Origin of the sequence: Streptomyces sp. MMCC 100 (assembly GCF_041538145.2) — a bacterium.
Taxonomy (GTDB): domain Bacteria; phylum Actinomycetota; class Actinomycetes; order Streptomycetales; family Streptomycetaceae; genus Streptomyces.
Map to the genome: position 1 here is coordinate 6505937 of NZ_JBGORK020000001.1, position 24356 is coordinate 6530292.

General features: G+C 72.1%; 20 protein-coding genes and 1 tRNA gene. 4 read left to right on the forward strand and 17 right to left on the reverse strand.

Going from position 1 to position 24356, the window contains the following annotated elements; all coding sequences use genetic code 11:
• Positions 1–32: 32 nt before the first annotated feature.
• The 14 genes from ABS735_RS29960 to ABS735_RS30025 form a co-directional block, all read right to left on the reverse strand.
• A complete protein-coding gene (locus ABS735_RS29960; protein ID WP_373902396.1) occupies positions 33–1289 on the reverse strand; it encodes a serine hydroxymethyltransferase in 1257 nt (418 codons plus the stop codon).
• Positions 1290–1378: 89 nt separating this feature from the next.
• Positions 1379–2059, reverse strand: coding sequence for an arsenate reductase/protein-tyrosine-phosphatase family protein (locus ABS735_RS29965; RefSeq protein WP_373902397.1), 681 nt, complete (start codon positions 2057–2059; stop codon positions 1379–1381).
• A complete protein-coding gene (locus ABS735_RS29970; RefSeq protein WP_125628833.1) occupies positions 2056–2703 on the reverse strand; it encodes an L-threonylcarbamoyladenylate synthase in 648 nt (215 codons plus the stop codon). The genes ABS735_RS29965 and ABS735_RS29970 overlap by 4 nt, the downstream gene beginning before the upstream one ends.
• A gap of 56 nt (positions 2704–2759) precedes the next feature.
• Positions 2760–3605 carry a peptide chain release factor N(5)-glutamine methyltransferase gene (prmC, locus tag ABS735_RS29975; RefSeq protein ID WP_373902398.1) on the reverse strand — a complete coding sequence of 282 codons (846 nt, stop codon included), beginning with the start codon at positions 3603–3605 and terminating at the stop codon, positions 2760–2762.
• A gap of 90 nt (positions 3606–3695) precedes the next feature.
• Positions 3696–4772: a peptide chain release factor 1 gene (gene prfA / locus ABS735_RS29980; protein WP_373902399.1), complete on the reverse strand. Its 1077-nt coding sequence runs from the start codon at positions 4770–4772 to the stop codon at positions 3696–3698.
• 108 nt (positions 4773–4880) lie between these two features.
• Positions 4881–5105 (reverse strand): 50S ribosomal protein L31, encoded by a 225-nt coding sequence (gene rpmE, locus ABS735_RS29985; protein WP_007387665.1) that lies wholly within the window; start codon positions 5103–5105, stop codon positions 4881–4883.
• Positions 5106–5229: 124 nt separating this feature from the next.
• Entirely contained in the window at positions 5230–6378 is a 1149-nt protein-coding gene (locus tag ABS735_RS29990) for an LCP family protein (protein ID WP_373902400.1), read from the reverse strand.
• A gap of 352 nt (positions 6379–6730) precedes the next feature.
• Positions 6731–8860 carry a transcription termination factor Rho gene (gene rho, locus ABS735_RS29995; protein ID WP_373902401.1) on the reverse strand — a complete coding sequence of 710 codons (2130 nt, stop codon included), beginning with the start codon at positions 8858–8860 and terminating at the stop codon, positions 6731–6733.
• Between the two features lie 431 nt (positions 8861–9291).
• Positions 9292–10221, reverse strand: a complete 930-nt coding sequence (gene thrB, locus ABS735_RS30000; RefSeq protein WP_373902402.1) for a homoserine kinase — start codon at positions 10219–10221, stop codon at positions 9292–9294.
• 385 nt (positions 10222–10606) lie between these two features.
• On the reverse strand, positions 10607–11665 hold the full coding sequence (thrC, locus tag ABS735_RS30005) for a threonine synthase (protein ID WP_373902403.1): 1059 nt from the start codon (positions 11663–11665) through the stop codon (positions 10607–10609).
• Positions 11666–11671: 6 nt separating this feature from the next.
• Positions 11672–12964, reverse strand: coding sequence for a homoserine dehydrogenase (locus ABS735_RS30010; RefSeq protein WP_373902404.1), 1293 nt, complete (start codon positions 12962–12964; stop codon positions 11672–11674).
• A gap of 170 nt (positions 12965–13134) precedes the next feature.
• Complete coding sequence (gene lysA / locus ABS735_RS30015) at positions 13135–14526, reverse strand: diaminopimelate decarboxylase (RefSeq protein ID WP_373902405.1); 1392 nt, start codon at positions 14524–14526, stop codon at positions 13135–13137.
• Between the two features lie 18 nt (positions 14527–14544).
• On the reverse strand, positions 14545–15612 hold the full coding sequence (gene nrtL, locus ABS735_RS30020) for an ArgS-related anticodon-binding protein NrtL (protein ID WP_373902406.1): 1068 nt from the start codon (positions 15610–15612) through the stop codon (positions 14545–14547).
• Between the two features lie 105 nt (positions 15613–15717).
• Positions 15718–16194, reverse strand: a complete 477-nt coding sequence (locus ABS735_RS30025; RefSeq protein WP_373902407.1) for a response regulator — start codon at positions 16192–16194, stop codon at positions 15718–15720.
• A gap of 179 nt (positions 16195–16373) precedes the next feature.
• On the opposite strand from ABS735_RS30025, the gene ABS735_RS30030 reads away from it, so the two are divergent.
• Positions 16374–16445: transfer RNA gene (locus ABS735_RS30030), tRNA-Arg, on the forward strand.
• A 242-nt stretch (positions 16446–16687) separates the two neighbouring features.
• Here the strand turns inward: ABS735_RS30030 and ABS735_RS30035 are convergent.
• On the reverse strand, positions 16688–17467 hold the full coding sequence (locus ABS735_RS30035; RefSeq protein ID WP_373902408.1) for a hypothetical protein: 780 nt from the start codon (positions 17465–17467) through the stop codon (positions 16688–16690).
• Between the two features lie 227 nt (positions 17468–17694).
• Positions 17695–18381, reverse strand: a complete 687-nt coding sequence (locus ABS735_RS30040; protein WP_373902410.1) for a nitroreductase family protein — start codon at positions 18379–18381, stop codon at positions 17695–17697.
• A gap of 137 nt (positions 18382–18518) precedes the next feature.
• On the opposite strand from ABS735_RS30040, the gene ABS735_RS30045 reads away from it, so the two are divergent.
• Together ABS735_RS30045 and ABS735_RS30050 are read left to right on the forward strand one after the other, a co-directional pair.
• Positions 18519–19010, forward strand: coding sequence for an Lrp/AsnC family transcriptional regulator (locus tag ABS735_RS30045; protein WP_373902411.1), 492 nt, complete (start codon positions 18519–18521; stop codon positions 19008–19010).
• A gap of 42 nt (positions 19011–19052) precedes the next feature.
• On the forward strand, positions 19053–20966 hold the full coding sequence (locus ABS735_RS30050) for an SMI1/KNR4 family protein (protein ID WP_373902412.1): 1914 nt from the start codon (positions 19053–19055) through the stop codon (positions 20964–20966).
• Positions 20967–21046: 80 nt separating this feature from the next.
• Here the strand turns inward: ABS735_RS30050 and ABS735_RS30055 are convergent, their stop codons facing one another.
• Positions 21047–22858 carry an FAD-dependent oxidoreductase gene (locus ABS735_RS30055; RefSeq protein WP_373902413.1) on the reverse strand — a complete coding sequence of 604 codons (1812 nt, stop codon included), beginning with the start codon at positions 22856–22858 and terminating at the stop codon, positions 21047–21049.
• Positions 22859–23134: 276 nt separating this feature from the next.
• Between ABS735_RS30055 and ABS735_RS30060 the strand changes: the two genes are divergently transcribed.
• On the forward strand, positions 23135–24337 hold the full coding sequence (locus tag ABS735_RS30060) for a SchA/CurD-like domain-containing protein (protein WP_373902414.1): 1203 nt from the start codon (positions 23135–23137) through the stop codon (positions 24335–24337).
• Positions 24338–24356: the final 19 nt, after the last annotated feature.

Consider the following 24356-nt stretch of genomic DNA (forward strand, 5'->3'; position numbering starts at 1 on the left):
GTGGCTGTGTACGCCTGTACGCCTACCCGTCCTCAGTCCGGGTACGGGGGGAATTCCGCGGTCAGATCGCGTACGTCCGCCCGTGCCGCGGCCGGGTCCGTCGTCCCGCGCAGCACCCCGGCGAGCAGCGTGGCCACCGCCCGCATCTCCCGCTCCCCCATGCCCTGCGTGGTCACCGCCGCCGTGCCCAGGCGCAGCCCGCGGGCGTCGCCGTGCGGCAGCGCGCAGCAGTCCAGGACGATGCCGGCCGCCGCGAGCCGCCCGCGTGCGGTCTTCCCGTCGACGCCGAGCGGGCCGGGGTCGGCGGTGAGCAGGTGGGTGTCGGTGCCGCCGGTGGTGACGACCAGGCCCTCGGCGGCCAGGTGGGCCGCGAGCGCCCGGGCGTTGGCGACCACCTGGTGGGCGTAGGCGGCGTACGCGGGGGTCGCCGCCTCACCGAAGGCGACGGCCTTGGCGGCGATGGTGTGCATCTGCGCACCGCCCTGCGTGAACGGGAAGACGGCCCGGTCGACCCGCTCGGCCAGTTCGCTTCCGCACAGGATCATGCCGCCGCGGGGTCCGCGCAGCACCTTGTGCGTGGTGGCGCACACGATGTCGGCGTACGGCACCGGGTTGGGCGCCGCTCCCCCGGCGACCAGCCCGATCGGGTGGGCGGCGTCCGCGATGAGGTAGGCGCCCACCTCGTCGGCGATGTCGCGGAAGGCGGCGTAGTCGAGGTGGCGGGGGTAGGCGATGGAGCCGCAGACGATCGCCTTGGGGCGGCGGGCGCGGGCCAGGGTGCGCACCTGGTCGTGGTCGATCAGCCCGGTCTCCGCGTCCACGCCGTAGCCGACGAAGTCGAACCAGCGGCCGGAGAAGTTGGCGGGCGAGCCGTGGGTGAGGTGGCCGCCGTACGGCAGACCGAGGGCGAGGACGGTGTCGCCGGGGCGCAGCAGGGCGGCGTAGGCGGCCAGCACGGCGGAGGAGCCGGAGTGGGACTGCACGTTGGCGTGTTCGGCGCCGAAGAGGCCCTGAGCGCGCTCGACGGCCAGCCGCTCGGCGACGTCGGCGATCTCGCAGCCGCCGTGGTGGCGGGCGCCCGGGTAACCCTCGGCGTACTTGTTGGCCAGCGGGGAGCCGAGGGCGGCCAGCACGGCGGGGGACGTGAAGTTCTCGGCGGCGATCAGCTGCAGGGTCGTCGCCTGCCGGCGGCCTTCGGCGAACAGGATCTCGGCCAGCTCGGGATCCTGGCGCGGCAGGACTCCGAGCGAGCTGTCATCGGCCTCGATGATGTCGTGGGTGACCGACATGGTGCGCTCCGGGCGTGCGTCGACGGTGACGTACGACCAATGTAGGCCCGGCACGACCGAGACGCCCGGCGTGCGCGGGCGGGGCCTCCCTACATCCGCGCGGGGACCCCCGTCAACGCGGTCACGACCGGGTCCAGCGCCTGGTGTATCTCGTCACCGACCGAGCGGAAGAACGTCAGCGGCGCCCCGTAGGGGTCGTACACCTCGTCGGCCTCGACCGTGGGCGCGAGGAGCCACCCGCGTAGAGCGGCGGCCGCGCGGACCAGGGCGCGTGCGCGGGTGACCACGCCGTCCTCCAGGGGCGGCAGGGTGGCCGGGTCGATGGCGTTCACCAAGCGGGTGAACTCCTTGAGGGTGAAGGTGCGCAGGCCCGCCGAGTGGCCCATGGAGATGACCTGGGCCCGGTGGTCCCGGGTCGCGGTGAGCACCAGGTCGGCGCGGATCACGTGCTCGTCGAGCAGCTCGCGGCCGGTGAAGCCGGCCGGGTCGGCGCCGAAGTCCGTGAGGACCGTCTCGGCGTTCGCCTCCATGGGGGCGCCTTCGTGGCCCCAGGTGCCGGCGCTCTCCACGATCAGGCCGCCGCCCAGCACGCCGAGCCGCTCCTGCACCGCGTGCCGGGTCAGCCGCTCGGTGATGGGCGAGCGGCAGACGTTTCCGGTGCTGACGTGGAGGATGCGGAAGCTGTCGCGCGGAAGTCCGACGAACGTGGTCGTGATCTCCGCGGCGCGTTCCCCGTTGCCTATGCCACGCCCCGTCTCAGGGGCCGTCAATTCGCCACCTCGAGGTCGGGTACCACCTTGCGCAGCTCCTCCGCCGACAGCGCGCCCGCGCGCAGCAGGACCGGCACCTCGCGGGTGACGTCGACGATGGACGACGGGACGTTGCCTGGGGTGGGGCCGCCGTCGAGGTAGACGGAGACGGAGTCGCCGAGCATCTGCTGGGCGGCGTCGCAGTCCTCGGGGGCCGGGTGGCCGGTCAGGTTGGCGGAGGAGACGGCCATGGGGCCGACCTCGGTGAGCAGCTCGATGGCGACGGGGTGCAGCGGCATCCGGACGGCGACCGTGCCGCGGGTCTCGCCGAGGTCCCACTGCAGGGACGGCTGGTGCTTGGCGACCAGCGTCAGCGCGCCGGGCCAGAACGCGTCGACCAGTTCCCAGGCCATCTCGGAGAAGTCCGTGACGAGGCCGTGCAGGGTGTTGGGCGAGCCGATGAGGACCGGGGAGGGCATGTTGCGGCCGCGTCCCTTGGCCTCCAGCAGGTCGCCGACGGCCTCCGCGGTGAAGGCGTCGGCGCCGATGCCGTACACGGTGTCCGTCGGCAGCACCACGAGCTCGCCACGGCGGACGGCGGACGCGGCCTCGCGCAGACCGGTCACTCGGTCGGTCGCGTCGTTGGTGTCGTAACGCCGTGCCATTTAGCGGGCCTCCTCGTACACGTACTGCGGGATCGAAGTCAGCGGGGTGCGGTCGCTCACGGCAGTGCCTTGCGGGCGGTCGCGAACCTGGGCCGGTTGTTGAGGTCGGGGTGGTCGGCCGCGTCGGCCCAGCCCCGCTCCTCGGTGAAGATCCACGGCACCTGGCCGCCCTGGGTGTCGGCGTGCTCGACGACGACCACGCCGCCGGGGCGCAGCAGGCGGTGCGCGGTGCGTTCCAGGCCGCGGATCAGGTCGAGGCCGTCCTCGCCGGAGAACAGGGCCAGCTCGGGATCGTGGTCGCGGGCCTCGGGGGCGACGTACTCCCACTCGGTGAGCGGGATGTACGGCGGGTTGGAGACGACCAGGTCGACCTGGCCGTCGAGGTCCGGGAAGGCGGTCAGGGCGTCGCCCTGGCGCAGTTCGACCCTGGACCCCTCCATGTTCTTGCGCGTCCACTTGAGGGCGTCCTCAGACAGCTCCACGGCGTACACGCGCGAGCGCGGCACCTCCTGGGCGAGCGCGAGCGCGATGGCGCCCGAGCCGGTGCACAGGTCGACGATGGAGGGCTCGACGACGTCCATGGCCCGTACCGCGTCTATGGCCCAGCCGACGACCGACTCGGTCTCGGGGCGGGGCACGAAGACGCCGGGTCCGACCTGGAGCTCCAGGTAGCGGAAGTAGGCGCGGCCGGTGATGTGCTGGAGCGGCTCCCGCGCCTCCCGGCGGGCGACGACCTCCCAGTACCGGGCGTCGAAGTCCGCGTCCGGCACGGTGTGCAGCTCGCCCCGCTTGACGCCGTGCAGGTACGCGGCGAGTTCCTCCGCGTCGGTGCGCGGCGAGGGCACGCCGGCGTCGGCCAGCCGCTGGGTGGCCTGGGCCACCTCCGCGAGCAGCAGGTTCACGCTGGTCCTCCGGGGCTGAGCTGGTCGTCCGGTACGGGGGTGCGGGTACGGATGGCGGTGCGGGCGGTGCGGGCGGTGCGGCTACGGGGACTACGCGGCGGCGAGCTTGGCCGCCGAGTCCGCGTCGACGCAGGCCTGGATCACCGAGTCGAGGTCGCCGTCCAGGACCTGGTCCAGGTTGTACGCCTTGAAGCCGACACGGTGGTCCGAGATGCGGTTCTCCGGGAAGTTGTACGTGCGGATCTTCTCGGAGCGGTCGACTGTGCGGACCTGGCTGCGCCGGGCGTCCGCGGCCTCCTTCTCCGCCTCCTCCTGCGCCGCGGCGAGCAGCCTGGAGCGCAGGATACGCATCGCCTGCTCCTTGTTCTGCAGCTGGCTCTTCTCGTTCTGGCAGGAGGCGACGACTCCGGTCGGGATGTGCGTGATGCGCACGGCGGAGTCGGTGGTGTTGACGGACTGGCCGCCGGGGCCGGAGGACCGGTAGACGTCGATGCGGAGATCGTTGGGGTTGATCTCGACGTCGATCTCCTCGGCCTCGGGCGTGACCAGCACGCCGGCCGCGGAGGTGTGGATCCGGCCCTGGGACTCGGTCGCGGGCACCCGCTGCACGCGGTGCACGCCGCCCTCGTACTTCAGCCGCGCCCAGACGCCCTGGCCGGGCTCGGTGGCGCCCTGGCCGCCCTTGGTCTTCACGGCGACCTGGACGTCCTTGTAGCCGCCCAGCTCGGACTCGGTGGAGTCGATGATCTCGGTCTTCCAGCCGATCCGCTCGGCGTAGCGCAGGTACATGCGCAGCAGGTCGCCGGCGAAGAGCGCCGACTCGTCGCCGCCGGCGCCGGCCTTGATCTCGAGGATGACGTCCTTGTCGTCGCTGGGGTCGCGCGGGACGAGGAGCAGGCGCAGCTTCTCGGTGAGCTCGTCGCGCTGCTTGTCCAGCTCCTTGACCTCGGCGGCGAAGTCGGGGTCGTCGGCGGCCAGCTCGCGCGCGGTCTCCATGTCGTCGCCGGTCTGCTTCCAGGAGCGGAACGTGGCGACGATCGGGGTCAGCTCGGCGTACCGCTTGTTCAGCTTGCGCGCGTTCGCCTGGTCGGAGTGGACCGACGGGTCGGCGAGCTTCTTCTCCAGGTCGGCGTGCTCGGCGACGAGTTCCTCGACGGCCTCGAACATCTTGGGCTCCTGCTACTGCGTGGGAAAGGGAAGGCGGGCGACCAAAAACGCCGGTCCCGGCGCTCCCCGGGCAGGGGATGCGGCCGTGGACCGGCGGTTGGAGGCTCGCTACTTCTTGGAGCCGGCGGAAGCCTTGCCGAAGCGGGCCTCGAAGCGGGCCACGCGGCCACCGGTGTCGAGGATCTTCTGCTTGCCCGTGTAGAACGGGTGGCACTCGGAGCAGACCTCGGCCCGGATGGTGCCGGACTGAATGGTGCTGCGGGTGGTGAACGACGCGCCACAGGTGCAGCTGACCTGCGTCTCGACGTACTCGGGGTGGATGTCGCGCTTCAAGGTGTCTCCTACTGTTCCGGGAGGGCGCCGGGTCGCAGCCGCGGGATGCGGGAGCGTGAACCGGAGCCGACGTACCAGTCTGCCAGGACTGGGGCCATCCCCCAAAACCGGGGGGCGGCGTGATCTATTCCCCGGCGTTGACGACGCCCTTGGCCTCACCGGTCGCCGTGCCCTCCGTGGCCGACTTCGGGATCGGGCGGTCGTTCTTCAGGGCCGTCCAGACCTGCTCGGCCTTGTCCTTCTCGACCAGGACGCGGTTGGCGTCGGCGGGGTCGTAGATCACCGGCATGGTGACCATGTGCATCTTGTCCGCGCCGATGCCCTGCAGGCCGCTCGCGAAGGACATCAGGGAGTTCACCGAGCCCAGGTCGGAGTCGGTGGTCACGGTCTTGGTGGCGGTGTCGGCGACGTCGTACAGCTTCTTGGGGTTGCCGAGCAGGCCGACGTCCTTGACCTGGTCGACCAGGGCCTTGACGAAGGCCTGCTGGAGCTGGATGCGGCCGAGGTCGGAGCCGTCGCCTACGCCGTGCCGGGTGCGGACCAGGCCGAGCGCCTGCTCGCCGTCGAGCCGGTGGGTGCCGGCCGTGAGGTCGAGGTGGCTGTCGGGGTCCTTGATGTCCTCGGTGGTGGAGACCTGGACGCCGCCGAGGTCGTCGATGAGGTTCTGGAAGCCGCTGAAGTCGACCTCCAGATAGTGGTCCATGCGCAGGCCGCTGATCGACTCGACGGTCTTCACGGCGCAGGCGGCGCCGCCGGTGGAGTAGGCGGAGTTGAACATCACGCCGTCGGCCGCGGCATGGTCGTTGCCGTCGGTGTCGGTGCAGTCGGGGCGGTCGATGAGGGTGTCGCGCGGGATGGAGACCACACTGGCCTTCTTGTGGCCCTTGTAGACGTGCACGATCATCGCCGTGTCCGAGCGGGCGGTGCCGTCGTCGGCGCCGCCGCCGAGCTTCTTGTTGCCGCCGGAGCGGGTGTCGGAGCCGAGGACCAGGATGTTCTCGGAGCCGTTGTCGGCCTTCTCGGGGCGGTCGGCGCCGAGCGCCTGGTCGATGTCGACGCTCGCGAGGTTGCCGTTGAGCTTGAAGTACAGGACTCCGGCTCCGGTGCCGCCCAGGACCACGATGCCCGCGGCGCTCCAGGCCGCGACGAGCAGGGCCTTGCGCCGGCCCGTTCTGGGCTTGCGGCGGCGGCCCTTGCCCCGGTGGCCGGGTCCGGTGGTGCGGGACTGACCGGGGCCGGGTATCGCGGGATCCGGCGTGCTCTCGGCGGACATGGGCTCCTCGGTGTTCGTCCGGTCGGTTACCCCCTGCGCTCAGGGTCGGGTCGGTCGGCTCCGGCGGGTTCGCCGCCGGTACCTCACCATGGTCCCTCCGTAGCTCAGACGGCGGAACTCGGGACAGGGTTGCACAACGGACTGTGGCGACCCGGTGGGGAAACGGTGACGGAGCGTGTTCGGCGGCCCGTGGGTCGCCTGCCTGACCTGGGCATCCGCGGGCAGCGGTCCGGACCTGCCGGGACGTGCGCCGGGCCGGTGCGTGTGGCGAAGGTCGCAGCCGCGGGCCCGGTGAAACGGCGAAGGGGCCGCCCCCGAGGTGGAGGCGGCCCCTGAGGTGAGCGGCGGTGGCTCAGTCGCCGTTGCCGGGCGTCGGGGTCGTCTTCTGGATCTGCATCAGGAACTCGGCGTTCGACTTCGTCTGCTTCATCTTGTCGAGCAGCAGCTCGATCGCCTGCTGCTGGTCGAGCGCGTGCAGCACCCGGCGCAGCTTCCAGGTGATGGCGAGCTCGTCGCTGCCGAGCAGGATCTCCTCCTTGCGGGTGCCGGACGCGTCGACATCCACCGCGGGGAAGATGCGCTTGTCGGCGAGCTTCCGGTCGAGCTTGAGCTCGGCGTTGCCGGTGCCCTTGAACTCCTCGAAGATGACCTCGTCCATGCGGGACCCGGTGTCCACCAGGGCGGTGGCGAGGATGGTCAGCGAGCCGCCGTCCTCGATGTTGCGGGCCGCACCGAAGAAGCGCTTCGGCGGGTACAGGGCGGTCGAGTCGACACCACCGGACAGGATGCGGCCGGAGGCCGGGGCGGCGAGGTTGTACGCACGGCCCAGACGCGTGATCGAGTCGAGCAGTACGACGACGTCGTGACCCAGCTCCACCAGGCGCTTGGCGCGCTCGATGGCGAGCTCGGCGACCGTGGTGTGGTCCTCGGCCGGGCGGTCGAAGGTCGAGGAGATGACCTCGCCCTTGACCGACCGCTGCATGTCGGTGACCTCTTCCGGACGCTCGTCGACCAGGACGACCATCAGGTGGCACTCGGGGTTGTTGTGCGTGATCGCGTTGGCGATCGCCTGCATGATCATGGTCTTGCCGGTCTTCGGCGGGGCCACGATCAGACCGCGCTGGCCCTTACCGATCGGCGCGACGAGGTCGATGATGCGGGTGGTGAGGACGCCGGGGTCCGTCTCCAGACGGAGGCGGTCCTGCGGGTACAGCGGCGTCAGCTTGTTGAACTCCGGTCGCCCGCGCCCGGATTCGGGTGCCATGCCGTTCTGCGAGTCCAGGCGGACCAGCGCGTTGAACTTCTCGCGACGCTCGCCGTCCTTGGGCTGGCGCACGGCACCGGTGATGTGGTCGCCCTTGCGCAGGCCGTTCTTGCGGACCTGGGCGAGGGAGACGTACACGTCGTTGGGGCCGGGCAGGTAGCCGGAGGTCCGGATGAACGCGTAGTTGTCGAGGATGTCGAGGATGCCGGCGACCGGGATGAGGACGTCGTCCTCGTTGATCTGCGGCTCCTGGATCTCGTCGCGTCCGCGACGGCCCCGGCGGTCCCGGTAGCGGCCCCGGCGGCCGCGGCGGCCGCCGCCGTCGTCGTCGTAGCCGTCGTCGTGCTGCTGACGGTCCTGACGTCCGCCGCCCTGCTGCTGACGGTCCTGGCGACCGCCGCCCTGCTGCTGGTCGTCGCCCTTGTTGCGCCGGTCGCGGCCGCCACGGTCGCCCCGGTCACCGCGGTCGCCCCGGTCGCCCCGGTCACCGCGGTCGCCCCGGTCACGGCGGTCGCGTCGGCGGCCCTCGCCGCCCTCGCCGTCGGAACGGGCGTCGCCCTGGCCCTGCTGGTGGCCCTGGCCCTGCTGCTGCGACTGCTGCTGGGCCGACGCGTCGGCCTTCGTCTCGCCGCGGGTCTCGACGGCCACCGTCTCGGTGCCGCCGGACGGGCTGCCCGCGTCGGCGGTGGCCCGGCGACGACGGCGCTCGGAGGGGGCGTCGTCAGCGGGGGCGGCCTGCTCGGCCGAGGCGTTGACCTTGGGGGACGGCTGACCGGGGATCTCGATCTGCTGCTGGGCGGCGGCCTTGTCGGCGGCCGCCTTGTCCGCCTTCTTGTCGGCCTTGCCGGCCTTCTCCGCCTTCTCGTCCGCCTTCTCGGCGGGTGCCTCGTCGCCCGTACGGGTCCGGGAGGTGCTGCGGCGCTTCGGCTTGGTCTCGCCGGCCGTGTCCGCGGCGGCGGGCGCGGCCTTGGCGGGGGCTCCCCCCGCGGCCTGCGCCTCCTTGATGACCTCGATCAGCTGGCTCTTGCGCATACGCGCGGTGCCCCTGATGCCGAGGCCGGATGCGACCTGCTGCAGCTCGGCCAGCACCATGCCCTCGAGGCCGGTACCGCGGCGCCGCCGGGAGCCGGCACCGGTGGCAGGCGCGGAGGCGTCCGTGGCGGGCGCGGCAGCGGTCTCCTCGACACGTGCGCCCATCAGATCGGTGGTGTCGCTCACGAAGGGTCCTTCCCTGGAGCGGACGTCGGCCTGTCTGGCTCGGCGACCGGTTGTGCTGTCCGGCTTCGGTTCTTGCTGTGCGAACCGTGCCGGGGCGGTGGTCCGCCTGAACGGCGGAAGAGATATCTGGTGATGGCGCTTCCCCTAGCCGTGGCACCCGGTGTCTGTGTCATGCGGCGTGGTCGCACCGGTTCCGAAACTCCCCCAGAGGGGGTGACCCCACCGGCGGGCCGCTCAATGCCGGTGTCGGCCGTACTGATCACGTACGACATCCACTGCACGATGCGGCTTGGGGGGCTCCCGGAAGAATGTCTGTCCCGGACGGGGACACGAGGCACCTCGCCATGGTGGGGTCGGGTGCAGACTTGAGGTTAACACTACCGGATCCAACAAACATTCCCCCTCTCGAAATCCGGCAACCGCTTACGCGTCTAAATGTCAGCGGACGTCGCCAGCGGCAGGACGCTCGCGCCCTGCCCGTCCAGGCTGAGCCGATTGGCCGCCCAGTCCGTTCCGGCCAGCGCCTCGACCTTGTCGGCCGTGTCGGCGTCGGCCAGTGCCATCACCGTGGGTCCGGCACCCGAGATCACCGCGGGGATGCCGTCGCCGCGCAGCCGTTCCACCAGCGCCGCGCTCTCCGGCATGGCCGGTGCGCGGTACTCCTGGTGCAGGCGGTCCTCGGTGGCCGGCAGCAGCAGCTCGGGGCGCCTGGTGAGGGCCTCGACGAGCAGCGCGGCGCGGCCGGCGTTCGCGGCGGCGTCGACGTGCGGGACGCTGCGCGGGAGCAGTCCCCGCGCGGTCTGGGTCAGTACCGGCTTTCCGGGCACGAAAACCACCGGAACGATGGAATCGGAGGGCTCCATCCTGATCGCCCGGGCGGCGCCGGACTCCATCCAGGACAGGGTGAAACCGCCCAGCAGACAGGCCGCCACGTTGTCGGGGTGGCCCTCGATCTCCGTGGCGAGGTCGAGCAGTGCGGCGTCGTCGAGGCGGGCCTCGCCGCCTATGGTCACCGCGCGCGCGGCGACTATGCCGGCGCAGATGGCGGCGGAGGAGGAGCCGAGGCCACGGCCGTGCGGGATGCGGTTGGCGCAGACGATCTCCAGGCCGCGCGGCTGTCCGCCGAGCAGGTCGAAGGCGGTGCGCAGGGAGCGGACGAGGAGGTGCTTCTCGTCGCGCGGGAGGGTCTCGCTGCCCTCGCCCGCGATGTCGATGTGCAGCCCGGAGTCGGCCACCCGGACGACCACGTCGTCGTAAAGACCCAGCGCCAGGCCGAGGGCGTCGAAGCCCGGACCGAGATTGGCGCTGGTGGCGGGGACGCGCACCCTGACGGCGGCGGCGCGGAACGCTGGACCGGCCATCGCTAGATGACTCTCCTTGAGCTGCGTGACTGTCGAAACTGTCGAAACTGTCGAGACCGTCGAATGACATTCGATGACGTACAACAAAGCGCGAATTCGCCGCTGCCTGCCCAACGACGGACCGCTGCCGGCCGGTACCGACGGCTGCCGACCGCGCTTGCGGCCGCCTTGCGACCGCGGAGACGGCGCGGCACCGCGGCATATGCGGCAGGCGGATTAGGTACAGCCTATCGAAGGAAGGTTCTGTGGCGACATAGGGCGCACAGGAGGCGCACGATGCGTGTCGTAAGCCCCCTGTGCACCCCCCGTATGCGGCTTTCCCGGCCGGACGTCGCTTACGCCCTCTTACGCCGGTCGCGTTTCACGGGTGCGCCACTCGGACGGGTCAGACCAGACCGAGCCGCTCGGCCGCCGTCGCCGCGTCGACCGGGACGGTGACCGGCTGCGGGGCACCCGCGACGGCCCAGTCCGGGTCCTTGAGCCCGTTGCCGGTGACCGTGCACACGATGCGCTGTCCCGGGTCGACCTTGCCCTGCTCGGCGGCCTTCAGCAGACCGGCCACCGACGCGGCGGACGCGGGCTCCACGAAGACGCCCTCCTGAGAAGCCAACAGCCGGTAGGCGCGCAGGATCTCACGGTCCGTCACCTCGTCGATGGCGCCGCCCGACTCGTCCCGCGCGGCGAGCGCGAAGTCCCACGAGGCGGGGTTGCCGATCCGGATGGCGGTGGCGATGGTCGACGGGTCCTTGACCACCTCGCCGCGCACGATCGGGGCGCTGCCGGAGGCCTGGAACCCCCACATGCGGGGCGTCTTCGTGCTGATCCCGTCGGCGGCGTACTCCTTGTAGCCCTTCCAGTACGCGGTGATGTTGCCCGCGTTGCCCACCGGGAGGACGTGTATGTCGGGCGCGTCGCCGAGCATGTCCACGATCTCGAAGGCGGCCGTCTTCTGGCCCTCGATACGCACCGGGTTGACCGAATTGACCAGTGCCACCGGGTAGTTGTCGCTGAGCGCACGGGCCAGCGTGAGGCAGTCGTCGAAGTTGCCGTCGACCTGGAGGATCTTCGCGCCGTGCACGAGGGCCTGGCCCATCTTGCCGAGCGCGATCTTGCCCTGCGGCACGAGCACGGCGGAGACCATGCCCGCGCGCACGCCGTAGGCGGCGGCGGAGGCGGAGGTGTTGCCGGTGGACGCGCAGATGACGGCCTGCGCGCCCTCCTCCTTCGCCTTGCTGATGGCCATGGTCATGCCGCGGTCCTTGAAGGACCCGGTCGGGTTCGCCCCCTCGACCTTGAGGTGGACCTCGCAGCCCGTGCGCTCGGAGAGCACCTGCGCGGGCACGAGCGGGGTGCCGCCCTCGCGGAGCGTCACGACGGGCGTGCTGTCGGAGACGGGCAGCCGGTCCCGGTACTCCTCGATGATTCCGCGCCACTGGTGGGTCATTGCTGGTTACTCTCCTTCAACCCGCATGATGCTGGCGACACCCCGCACGGTGTCGAGCTTGCGCAGCGCCTCGACCGTACCGCCGAGGGCGGCGTCGGACGCGCGGTGGGTGACGACGACGAGGGATGCCTCGCCGTCCTTGCCGGACTGCCGCACGGTGTCGATGGAGACACCGTGCTCCGCGAACACGGTCGCCACCTGGGCGAGCACGCCCGGTTTGTCGGCCACGTCGAGGCTGATGTGGTAGCGCGTGACGACGTCGCCCATCGGCGACACGGGCAGGGCGGCGTACGCGGACTCACCGGGTCCGGTCGCTCCGCCCAGCCGGTTGCGGCACACGGCCACCAGGTCGCCGAGCACGGCGGACGCGGTCGGCGAACCGCCGGCGCCGGGCCCGTAGAACATGAGCTGCCCGGCGGCGTCGGACTCGACGAAGACGGCGTTGTACGCCTCGCGCACATTGGCCAGCGGATGGCTGAGCGGGATCATGGCGGGGTGCACGCGCGCGGTGACCGATCCGCCGTCCGCCGCCCGCTCGCAGATGGCGAGCAGCTTGATGGTGCAGCCCATCTCCTTGGCGGAGCCGAAGTCGGCGGCGGTGACCTCGGTCATGCCCTCGCGGTAGACGTCGTCGAGGCGCACGCGGGTGTGGAAGGCGATCCCGGCGAGGATGGCGGCCTTGGCGGCGGCGTCGAAGCCCTCGACGTCGGCGGTCGGGTCGGCCTCGGCGTACCCGAGGGCGGTGGCCTCGTCGAGCGCTTCCTGGTACCCGGCGCCGGTGGTGTCCATGGCGTCGAGGATGAAGTTGGTCGTCCCGTTGACGATGCCGAGCACCCGGTTGACCTTGTCGCCGGCGAGGGACTCGCGCAGCGGCCGGATCAGCGGGATGGCACCGGCGACGGCGGCCTCGTAGTAGAGGTCCTTGCCGTGCTCGTCGGCGGCGGCGTGCAGGGCGGCGCCGTCCTGGGCGATGAGCGCCTTGTTGGCGGAGACCACGGAGGCACCGTGCTCGAAGGCGGCGGTGATGAGCGTCCGCGCGGGCTCGATCCCCCCGATCACCTCCACCACGACGTCGATGTCCCCCCGCTTGACGAGGGCGGTGGCGTCGGTGGTCACGAGGGCGGGGTCGATCCCCTCCCGCACCTTGTCGGGCCGCCGTACGGCGACACCCGCGAGCTCCACCGGGGCCCCGATCCGGGAGGCGAGGTCGGCGGCGTGCGTCGTCATGATGCGCGCCACCTCTGAGCCGACCACTCCACAGCCCAGCAGCGCCACCTTCAGCGGACGCGTACGCATCATCCGACCTCGTTTCCTCATACCGTCTACGGTTGGACCAGTCTCACGCACCGGACGGGATTTCCTGCCTTTCGTCCGGATCGTGAGACGTTTATTTCATTTTCGGAGGGGCCGCGCGCCGGAAGATCTTCGCCCGCCCCCTCCTCCGACGGGGGCTCCTCCGCCGCGGGGCGTCACCCGACGTCGAGACGCAGCAGGTCCTCCTCGGTCTCCCGCCGCACGATGACCCGCGCCGCGCCGTCCCGCACGGCGACGACCGGCGGACGCAGCACGTGGTTGTAGTTGCTGGCCATGGAGCGGCAGTAGGCCCCCGTCGCCGGTACGGCGATGAGGTCACCGGGTGCCAGGTCCCCCGGCAGGAAGGCGTCCTTGACCACGATGTCCCCGCTCTCGCAGTGCTTGCCGACGACGCGCACGAGCATCGGCTCGGCGTCGGAGGTGCGGGAGGCGAGGGCGACGCTGTACTCGGCGTCGTACAGCGCGGTACGGATATTGTCCGACATCCCGCCGTCGACGGAGACGTAGGTCCGCAGCCCGTCGAGGGGCTTGACGGTGCCCACCTCGTAGAGCGTGAACGCGGTCGGTCCCACGATGGCCCGCCCGGGCTCGACGGAGATGCGCGGCGTACGCAGCCGGGCGCCCTCGCACTCCCGCGTCACGATCTCGGTCAGCGCCTTGGCGATCTCGTGCGGCTCGCGGGGATCGTCGTCACTGGTGTACGCGATCCCGAGCCCGCCCCCGAGATCGATCTCGGGCAGCTCGACCCCGTGCTCGTCCCGGATGTCCTTGAGCAGCCCGACCACCCGGTGCGCGGCGACCTCGAACCCCGACATGTCGAAGATCTGCGACCCGATGTGCGAGTGGATCCCGATGAGCTCGAGCCCGTCGAGCTGCAGCGCCCGCCGCACGGCCTCCGCGGCCTGCCCGCCGGCCAGCGGAATCCCGAACTTCTGGTCCTCGTGGGCGGTGGCGATGAACTCGTGCGTGTGCGCCTCGACGCCGACGGTGATACGGATCTGCACCCGCTGCCGCTTGCCCAGCGACTGGGCGATGTGGGCGACGCGCACGATCTCCTGGAAGGAGTCGAGCACGATCCGCCCGACCCCGGCGCGGACGGCGCGCTCGATCTCCTCCGGCGACTTGTTGTTGCCGTGGAAGGCGATCCGCTCGGCGGGCATCCCGGCGGAGAGCGCGGTGGCCAGCTCGCCCCCGGAACACACGTCGAGGTTGAGCCCCTCCTCGTCCAGCCACCGCACCACGGCGCGCGACAGGAAGGCCTTCCCGGCGTAGAAGACGTCGGCGTCGTTCCCGAAGGCGGTGCGCCAGGCCCGCGCCCGGTCCCGGAAGTCGGCCTCGTCGAGGACGTAGGCGGGGGTGCCGTACTCCTCGGCGAGCTGTGTGACGGCGATCCCGCCGACGGTGACGACACCGTCCGCGTCCCGTCCGACGGTGTGGGCCCAGACCTTGGGATCGAGGGCGTTCAGATCGTCCGCCGGAGCGGTGTAGTGCCCCTCGGGAAGGACGTCGGCGTGACGGGGCCCGGCGGGGTGTGCGGAACGGCTCATGGCGTCTTCAGCGCTCTCTCAGAGGTGGTCGGGTGCGTCGATGCCGAGGAGGGACAGGCCGCCGGCCAGCACCGCCCCGACGGCTTCGGCGAGTGCCAGCCGGGCACGGTGGGCGGCCGAGGGTTTCTCCCCGCCGCGCGGCAGCACGGTGAGCAGGAAGGGCAGCGCGGCGTCGGCGACGGTGACGAGGTGCCGGGCGAGCCGGTCGGGGGCGCGGTGGTCCGCGGCGGCGGCGAGGACGCGGGGGTGGTCGGCGAGGGCGGCGAGGAGGTCCTGCTCGGTGCCGTTGGCCGTGCCGTCGACGGGGCCGGGGGCGGCGGTGAACCCGAGGTCGGCGGCGTTGCGAGCGGCGGCACGGGCGCGGGCGTGGGCGTACCGCACCCGGAAGAGGGGGTTGCTCTCACGCTGGACGAGGTGCTCGTCGCCGGTCCGGGGCCGGTCGTGGGCCGCGGGGTGGAGCAGGGCCCAGCGCCCGGCGTCGGGTCCGAGGGCGAGGAGCTCGGCGGAGCCGGGCACGGAAAGGGGAACGGGCCGGACGTTGACGGGCAGCTCGGCGGGAGCGCGCCCGACGGCGTCGACCCGCACCCCGAGAACGGAGGTCCACTCGGACTCGAACCCCTCGGCGGTCACCCGCACCAGTGCCCCTTGGGAGCGCAGGAGCCGCGCGGCGACCTCCGCGACGACGACGGCACGCAGGTCGTGCGGGCAGTGGAGCTGCACCGTACGGCCGTCCGGCCGGTCGGCGAACCCGTACCGGTCTCCGCGGCGAAGGATGTCGCCGACGAGCCCGACGACGGAGGCGGCGCGGTCAAGACTGATGTTGAGAAACCCCGGCCCGGTGAGGACGACGTCCGTGATCCCGTCGACCCCGACGAGGTAGGGCCGCAGCACCTCGGCGACCCGGAGCGGCGTCTGCCCGGCCGGGCGGGCCAGCTGGAGGGCGATGCTGGTGGCGTAGTCCCCGCAGCCTCCGGGCCCCGGCGGCGCGACCACGGCACGCGTCGGCACGGCCACGCTCAGCTCCCCCGCGTCGACGGCGCGACGCACCGCGTGCAGCACGGTGCGGGAGAGCTCTACGGGGGTCACGGGACAAGCGTATGGGAGGAGGGGGGTCGGCAGGCGAACCGTTTCCCGACGGTCCCGGGATGTGGACGGACGCCGGGGCAGCCCGGACGCGCTCGGCGCTCCGGTTCACGCCTGGGCGGGCGTCTCGCTCTCCCCGGCACGCCCACGGACCCGCGGCAAGGAGGCCGGCGAACCCGCCCCCGACACATCGCCGACGGCCCCACCGACCTCCCGCTCGACCAACTGCCGTACGACGCCGATGAGCTCGGCGGGCTCGAACGGCTTGGACAGGAAGGCGTCGACCCCCGCGGCGAACCCGGCGTCGACCTCGTACTGCGTACAGGCGCTGACGATCGCGATCGGGAGGTGCCGGGTACGCGGATCGGCACGCAGCCGGGCAGCCGTCCTGAGCCCGTCCAGCCGAGGCATCACCACGTCCAGCGTGACGACGTCGGGCCGCACCTGATGGACGACTTCCAGACATTCGGCACCATCGCCCGCGGTCACGACCTCGAAGCCCTCCAGCTCGAGGTTGACCCTGATCAGCTGCCGGATGACCTTGTTGTCGTCCACAACAAGAATCCGGCCGGACGCCCTAGGCACAACTCGAGAGTAGGTCGACACCGGCCACCGCGTCCGGGTTTTCCCCACTTCAACCCCGTGCGGGGGACAACGCCCCGCACACGACGCCCCACGACCCGCGAAAACCCGTTCATGACCACCCCGGGCGAGCTGGTAGTGTTCTACCCGTCGCCGCGAGCAACACCGACCGCGACGGACACGCCCCCGTAGCTCAGGGGATAGAGCAACGGCCTCCGGAGCCGTGTGCGCAGGTTCGAATCCTGCCGGGGGCACCCAGCATGAGGTGCCCAAAGACCCCGTCACCAGCGGAAACGCTGAGAGCGGGGTCTTCGCGTATGTACAGATGTATGCCGCTCGAGTTGCCCGAGGGGCGGTCGAGTGGTTGATGAGCGGGCCCCCATCAAGCACAGCCGTGGTTGTCCCGCGCCGGCTCCTCTTCCCGGGCCTGCCGGAACGCGGCCGCCGAATCATGCTGCTGCGGGCCCGTACGAGTCCATGCGTTGATCGCACCCGCTCAGCCGGCTGACGTGTTCCGTGTCGCCTCGCGTGCTTCGGTGAGGGCTCGCTGTCTGAGGTTGCCGCCGGACAACTGAATCCTGGTGGCGGCCAGGATGTCATCCCTGCCGATGGTCCGGCCGTCCCCGCTGCGGGTAGGCAGGGCCCGGTGGGAGGCCTTGAGGACCGGGGGTGGGGACGGTTCGTCCGACGTCACCAGGGTGACCGTACCGAAACCTTTGGCCCCGCCCTCGCGGACGACCATGGCCGCGTCCCGGGCGAGGTCCGTCAGGAACACGCTCGCGATTCCGTCCAGGTCGCGGACCATCGCCGGGACAGCCGTCGCCCCCTGGTTCCGCAGCAGCTTCTTGACCCCGGCCTCGAACCTGTGGGCGCCGACCACAGCACTCGGTTTGCGCGACCTGCTGCGCTTACGAGAAGGCACGACGACACCCTCGGCGTCGTACAGGACACCGGTCAGGCCCCGGAACGTCGGGCTGTGGTCGTACCACTTGTCCCCCACCTCGAGCTCGACGTTGCGGTCGATCGCCGAGAGAAGGTCCCTGGGAAACAGCTTCTTCCGGGCCTCCTCCGCCGCCGCTCTCCTCGCGCCGTCGATGATCTCCGTCAGCACTGTCCGCGTCACGGACGCGGCGGCCCACGCGGCCGACCGAGAGACCTGCATCGGGGTCACGTCCCTGAACACCGCTTTGACGAGAGAAGGCTTGAACGGCGCAGCATCCATGACCGATGCGGTCTCGGTACCGCTGCGCTCAGGGCGTGCGGGCTGTGCGGGCATCGGAAGAAACGCTCCCTGCTGTCGGAGTTGTCAGAGCCCACACTTCGCCACGCAGACCCGCTCTCTTCCCCCATCCTCCGTCGGAACGGCACCCGGTCAAGGGCCTGACGGGCACATCCCGACGGCCGGGCCGAGGAAGTGGCCCCGAGGTGCACGTCCGGTTCCCCGCGGCGCACCTCGGCTCGCGGCGTCCGCTTCGCGCGGGGCGCCAGCGGCTGCGCGAGACGTCAGCGGCTGCGCGGGGGCTCGGTGATCGCCTCCGTCAGGGGCTTTCGGGTCAGGGCCGGGACCTCGCAGTCGGGGGCCGCGTAGCCCACGGGGAAGAGGATGTAGGGGCGTTCGTTGCCGGGACGTTCGCAGATCCTGGTGAGGAAGCCCATCGGGTTGGGGGTGTGGGTCAAAGTGCTCAGGCCCATCGCGTGCAGGGCCGTGGTGAAGAGGCCGCAGGCGATGCCCACGCTCTCGTTCACGTAGTAGTTCTTGCGCAGTGAGCCGTCCGGCATCGCGGTGCTCTTCTCGGCGAAGCAGACCACGATCCACGGCACGACGTCGAGGAAGCTCTTGTCGGAGTCCGTTTCGAGGCGGGCGAGCGCGGCGCGCCACTCGGGCGGGATGCGGCCGCCCTCGTAGTTCACCCGCTCCTCCGCCTCCGCGGCGACCCTGATGCGGTGCTTGGTCTCGGCGTCGCCGATCACGGCGAACTTCCACGGTTGGAAGTGGGCGCCGGAGGGTGCGGTGTTCGCCGCGGCGACCGCGAGGTCGACGCACTCGCGCGGGACCGGCTCGTCGCTGAAGAAACGCACGCTGCGCCGGCGGTCGACGAAGGACACGAAGTCCCTTCCCCGGCGGAGCATTTCGGCTTCGCCGTAGCGCTTCGGCCGGTAGGGGATGAACGGATGCGTGTGCTGCCTCACGGGTCTCCTCGTGGACGGGAGCACTTAGGGTGAGACAGCGGGTGCCGGATAGGCAACAGGTGCTCGGGTCCAGTGCCTATTTGGCAAGGAAACTATTTCCTGAGTGGCCCTTTGGTGGCAGATCGGCAGGTCGTACGGTGGCACGGCGCGGGCTTGATCGGCTCGACGGTCGGATGTTGCGGCTGCTCCGGGAGCGTCCGCGGGACGGGCTGCTGGAGATCGCCCGGCAACTCGGGGTCGCCCGCGGTACGTTGCAGGCGCGGCTCGATCGGCTGGCCGGCGCCGGTGTGGTGACCGGGTACGGGCCGGACGTGGACGTCGCCGCGCTCGGGCACGGGGTGCAGGCGTTCACGACGTTCGAGGTGGACCAGCCGGCCCGTGCGGCCATCGCGGCGCGGCTGCGGGCCGTTCCGCAGATCGTTGAGGCCCACATCGTGACGGGGCCCGGTGATATCTGGTGCCGTATCGCGGGGACCAGCAACCAGCACGTCCAGGAGGTGATCGACCATGTGCTCGCGGTGCCGGGTGTGCGGCGCAGTACGACGGTCGTCGTGTTGAGTGCCGTCGTCCCGTATCGCGTCCAGCCTCTCGTCGACGAGGTGTCCGGTCTGTCGGAACCCCGGGGATGACGCCACGGCGCCGTTGTCGGTGCCGGGTGACAGCATGTGGGCATGAGTGGTGGTTCTTCCAACGGGTCCTTCAACTGGCGTGACTTTCTCGGGCGTTGGCAGGAGGAGTGGATGCCCCGGCTCGACCAGGAGGAGGACGGCGGGGCCAGGTCCGTCGTCCTGGGGCGGGGCGGGGCCGGTGAGGCGGCGATCCTCGCGGCGGAGAAGCGGCTGGGGCGGCGGTTGCCGCCTTCGTACCGGGAGTTCCTGGCCGTGAGCGACGGGTGGTACGTGGACCAGATGGCCGGCATCTACCAGCTCGGCGGTGTCGCGGAGATCGACTGGTTCGGGGATCCGTACGACATGACGTCCGTGTACGAGGGGTTCCTGGACGACGACCCGTCGCGGGAGGCGGTCCTGCTGGCCGGGATGTGGCGGCGGGCGCTGCGGCTGGATACGGACTCCGACGCGTCGTACGCGCTGCTCGACCCGGGGGACCGGGACGAGGACGGTGAGTGGGCGCTCTACGTGTACAAGGGCTGGGGCGGTGAGTTCCCGGACCGGTACCCGTCGTTCCGGGCGTATATGGAGGCCATGTACCGCCACTTCCACGCCACCCGCGCCGAGCGGTCCGACTTCGTGAACGCGACCACGCGTGAGCAGGACGGCCGGGTGGAGCGGGCGCGGCTGCTGGCCCTGCGGGGGCGGTACGAGGAGGCCGTACCGCTGCTGGAGGAGGCGTCCGAGTTCGGGCGGCCGCACAGTGCCGTCCTGTTGAGCCAGATACGGCACTTCCTGGCTCCGGGCCACTCCCGGAGCTACGGCGGTCTGGTGGCCGACCGGCGCTACCTGCCGGAGGTGCTGCCCGTGGAGGCCTTGGGCCCGGCCCAGGAGCGGGGGCGGGTGGGCGGTGACGACCACTGGCTGGGGATGATGGCCGCCCGCGGTGCCGATCGGGAGGCGGCCGAGTCGGTGTTGGGCGCGGTGCGGGACGGAACCTGCCGCTATGCGCCCGCCGGTGCCTGGGGGCGGGCCGTCGGCGAGGCCCGGGAGGCTGCCCGTTGGGGTGCGGGGGACGCTGCGTGGCGGGTGCTGCGGGGCGCGCTGCCGCTGTGGGAGCAGCCCGGGCCGCTGCTGATCGTTCCGCTCGGGCTGCTCGCCGATCCGGTGCTGGGGCCGCTGGTCACCCCGGAGCGGGGGCGGGAGGTTCTGGCGACGCCTCGGGCCGGGCAGCCGGGGCCCGCTCCCGAGCCGGTGCCCGATCTTGATCCGCCGGGGCTCGCGTGGCTGGCGGAGCCCGGCGGGTTCCGTGGGTCGTTCGGTGGTGGGTACCGCTGCGTGTGGGTCGAGGGGGTCGGGCCCGAGCGACTGCCCGAACTGATCGGGGAGGAGGGTGCGGTGTTGAGCGGTCCCCTGCGGCCGTACGACGCGGCCCGGCTGGCGCGCAGGCCGCATGAGCGGGAGGACGAGGGCGTCGAGCTGTGGGAGGACCGGGCCGTGGTCGCCGTCGGGCGTGCGGAGGGGGCGTGGGCCTTCGCCTTCGACGGGTACGGCACCCACCGCATGAGTCATCTGTTCCGGTCGCCGGTCGCGGACGCCTCCTCGGCCGGGCGGGCCGTGGTGGTGTGGTGCGAGCAGGGGAACGCGGCTCGGGGAGACCGCCCGGACGCGTTCCACCTGTCGGTGGCCGAAGGGGGCGAGGAGCTGTACGCGTTCACCCTGCGGGGCTCGGAGGTCGAGCGGTCCGGTGCGATACCCGAGGCCCTGGATCCGGACCGGCTGTTCCGCCCGGGGGATTCCGGGAAGGAAGGGCAACTGCGGGCGCTCGACGCCCTGCACGGCGAACTCGGGCTCTCGCTGCCCCGCTTCGCGCTCACCAGAGGCAAGCTTCCCACCTTCACCACCCGGTCCTGGACGCGGGCGCCCCGCGAGGGCGAGGGGTTCGCGTACCTCGCCTTCCACCGGACGCGGCGGTGACGGTGCGGAGCGCCGTGGAGACGCCGGCCGACTGAAAATCGTCGGCCGGCCGACCGTCGCCGGTCCGAGCGGTGCGGGCCTCAGGCGCGGGCCAGTACCGTCCCCACCACCTGGCGCAGCATCGCCTCCGGGTCGGGGGCGGGCCCCGGGGAGCGCCAGGCCACGAAGCCGTCGGGGCGGATCAGGACCGCGCCGCCCCGGGTCACTCCGTGGGCCCGTGCCCAGTCGGTCTCCTCGTCGTCCGGGACCAGGTCGGCTCCGGGGGTGCCGCCCACGCGGTACGGCTTCAGCGGGACGCGCAGCGCCGCGGCCACCTCGGTCGCCGCCTCGTGCCAGCCGGTGGGCTGGGCCGCGTCGCTGAGCAGGACGAGGGAGTCCTCGTACAGGTCCAGGGTGGACAGGCGCTCCTCGCCCCGGCGGAGCCAGAGGTGGGGGGCCCTGCTGCCGGGGGCGCCGGTGAGGTCGAGGCCCTCGGGGACCACCGGGGTCGCCGGGTCGGCGCCGACCACCGCGCCCTGGGGGTAGCGGTAGCCGAGGGCGACGTTGAGGATGCCGCGCTGCGGGCCGCCGCCGGGGCCGCCGCCCCCGGGTGCACCGCCCGGACCGCCACGAGGCGCACCGCCGGGACCACCGGGGCTGCCAGGACCGCCGGGCCCACCAGGACCGCCAGGAGCACCACCTGAAGCGCCGCCGGGCCCCCCGCCCCCCATGACCGGCGGCGGCGCGAAGCCCGGGTGGCTGTGTTCCACCGAGCGGGCGGCGGCACGGGCGCTGGTGGCCTCCGCGACCGGGCGCCGTTCCGTGTCGTAGGTGTCCAGCAGGCCCTCGCCCGCCCAGCCCTCCAGTACCGCGGCCAGCTTCCAGGCGAGGTTGTGGGCGTCCTGGATGCCGGTGTTGGAGCCGAAGGCGCCGGTGGGGGACATCTCGTGGGCCGAGTCGCCGGCCAGCAGGACGCGGCCGGAGCGGTAGCTGCGGGCGACGCGCTGGGCGGCGTGCCAGGGGGCCTTGCCGGTGATCTCGACGTCGAGGTCGGGGTCGCCGATGGCGCGGCGGATGTGGGCGGCGCAGCGCTCGTCGGTGAAGTCCTCCACCGTTTCGCCCTGTTCGGGGTGCCAGGGGGCGTGGAAGACCCAGTTCTCGCGGTTGTCGACGGGCAGGAGGGCGCCGTCGGCGTTCTGGTCAGTCAGGTAGCAGACGATGAAGCGGCGGTCTCCCACAACGTCGGCGAGGCGGCGGGAGCGGAAGGTGATGCTGACGTTGTGGAAGAGGTCGCCGGGCCCGCTCTGGCCGATGCCGAGCTGCTCGCGGACGGGGCTGCGGGGGCCATCGGCGGCGACCAGGTAGTCCGCGCGGATGGTGGTGTGCTCGCCGGTCTCCCGGCTCTTCACGATCGCCGTCACGCCCTCGGCGTCCGTCTCGAAGGAGAGCAGCTCGGTGCCGAAGCGGAGGTCGCCGCCGAGGGCGGTGGCGTGGGTGAGGAGTTCGGGTTCCAGGTCGTTCTGGCTGCACAGGCACCAGGAGCTGGGGCTGAAGCGGGCCAGTCCGCCTCCCGGGTCGATCTGCTTGAACAGCCACTCCCCCGCGTCGCCGGCCAGGGTGGGCGTCTGCAGGATGCCGTGGTTGTCGGCCAGGGTGGCGGCGGCCCGGCGGATGTCCGGCTCGGTGCCGGCCACCCGGAAGATCTCCATCGTGCGGACGTTGTTGCCGCGCCCCCGGGGGTGGATGGAGGTGCCGGCGTGGCGCTCCACCAGGGTGTGCCGGACGCCCAGCCGACCCAGGAACACCGAGGTCGACAGGCCCACCAGGGACCCGCCGACGACGAGGACCGGGACGCGGTGGGTCCGGCCGGCCCCAGGGGTGGCGCCGCCGGGCCGGTCGGCTCTTTCGTTCATGGTTCGTCCTCCGTTGTGCGACAGGTGTGCGACAGACGTGCGACAGACGTGCGAGAGGGGTCCGACAGGGGTGCGCCGGGGTCTTCATGCATGCCCCGTACGGTCCGTCGAGGCCCGCGGCGGCGCAGGCTTCACCCGCTTAACCCGCCTGGTTCGCGGACCCCGCGGGCACGGCCCACGATCGTGCTTGTGCGACCGTCGCACCCCGCCGGCCCGGCGGGCACCGGCGACGATCGCCCCAGTCCACGAGGAAGACCCCGAGAAGAGGTGGGCCGGATGACGGTCTCTCCCGTCGTAGCGACGGATGCCCCGACCACGGACGCGACGGATGCCGAAGCGACGTCGGCCACGGCGACGTCGGCCGCAGCGGCGGCGGAAGCGGGCGGCGTGTCGATATCCGCGTTCGACGGTTCCCGTGTACGGGTCGTCCTGATGCTGGACGTCCACGACGGCATGCAGCAGGAGTTCCTGGACGCCTACGAGCGCATCCGCGACCGGGTCGCCGCCGTTCCGGGACACGTCAGCGACCAGCTGTGCCAGTCCCTGGAGAACCCGACCCAGTGGCTGCTGACCAGCGAGTGGGAGAGCGCCGCGCCCTTCCTGGCCTGGGTCAACAGCGACGAGCACCTGGACACCGTCGAGCCGCTGCAGACGTGCGTCCGTGACACCCACTCGCTGCGCTACAGCGTCCTGCGGGAGACCGACGGCGGGCGCCCGGCGCCCGGTGAGCCGCGCTCCGCGCCCCGGATCGGGGGCAACGTCGTACGGCACGCCCTGACCTTCACCGTGCGGCCCGGCAGCGAGGCCGAGACCGCCCGGCTGCTGTCCGAGTACGTGTCGCCCGACGCGCACGTGGACGGTTCCACGCGGCTGCTGCGCACCTCGCTCTTCATGTCCGGCAACCGGATCGTGCGGGCCGTGGAGGTGCGCGGGGACCTGCAGACCGCGCTGCGCCACGTCGCCCGGCAGCCCGGGGTGCGGGCCGTCGAGGAGGCCCTCGACCCGTATCTGGAGCAGGACCGGGACCTCGCCGACCCGCAGTCCGCCCGGCGCTTCTTCACCCGGGCCGCGATGCCGGCCGTCCACCACGCGACGTCCGGCGGCCGGGCCGGTGCGCGCACCGAGCGGCTCGCGCTGCTCTACCCGGTGCGCGCCGGCGCCGGTGGGGAGCTGGCCCGGCTGCTGGCCCGTCAGGACGCGTCCGCCGCGCAGGACCCGGCGGGCCCGGTGCTGGCGGCCACCGTCTTCCACCGCGACGACCTGGTCGTACGGCTCGTCGACGTGGACGGCGACCCCGAGGACGCGCCCGCCGCGGTCCTGGGCCTGCACGGGGCCGAGGGTGCCGCGGCTGCCGAGCGGCTGCTGGACACCGCCGCGGTCGGCGTCGACGGGTCGCCGGCCGAAGCGGCCACGCTGTCCCGGCTGCTGACCCGGGTCCGTATGACGCCCCTGACCGACCGGCGTTCGGCCGGCTCCTGAGCCACGCGCCCCGACCGCG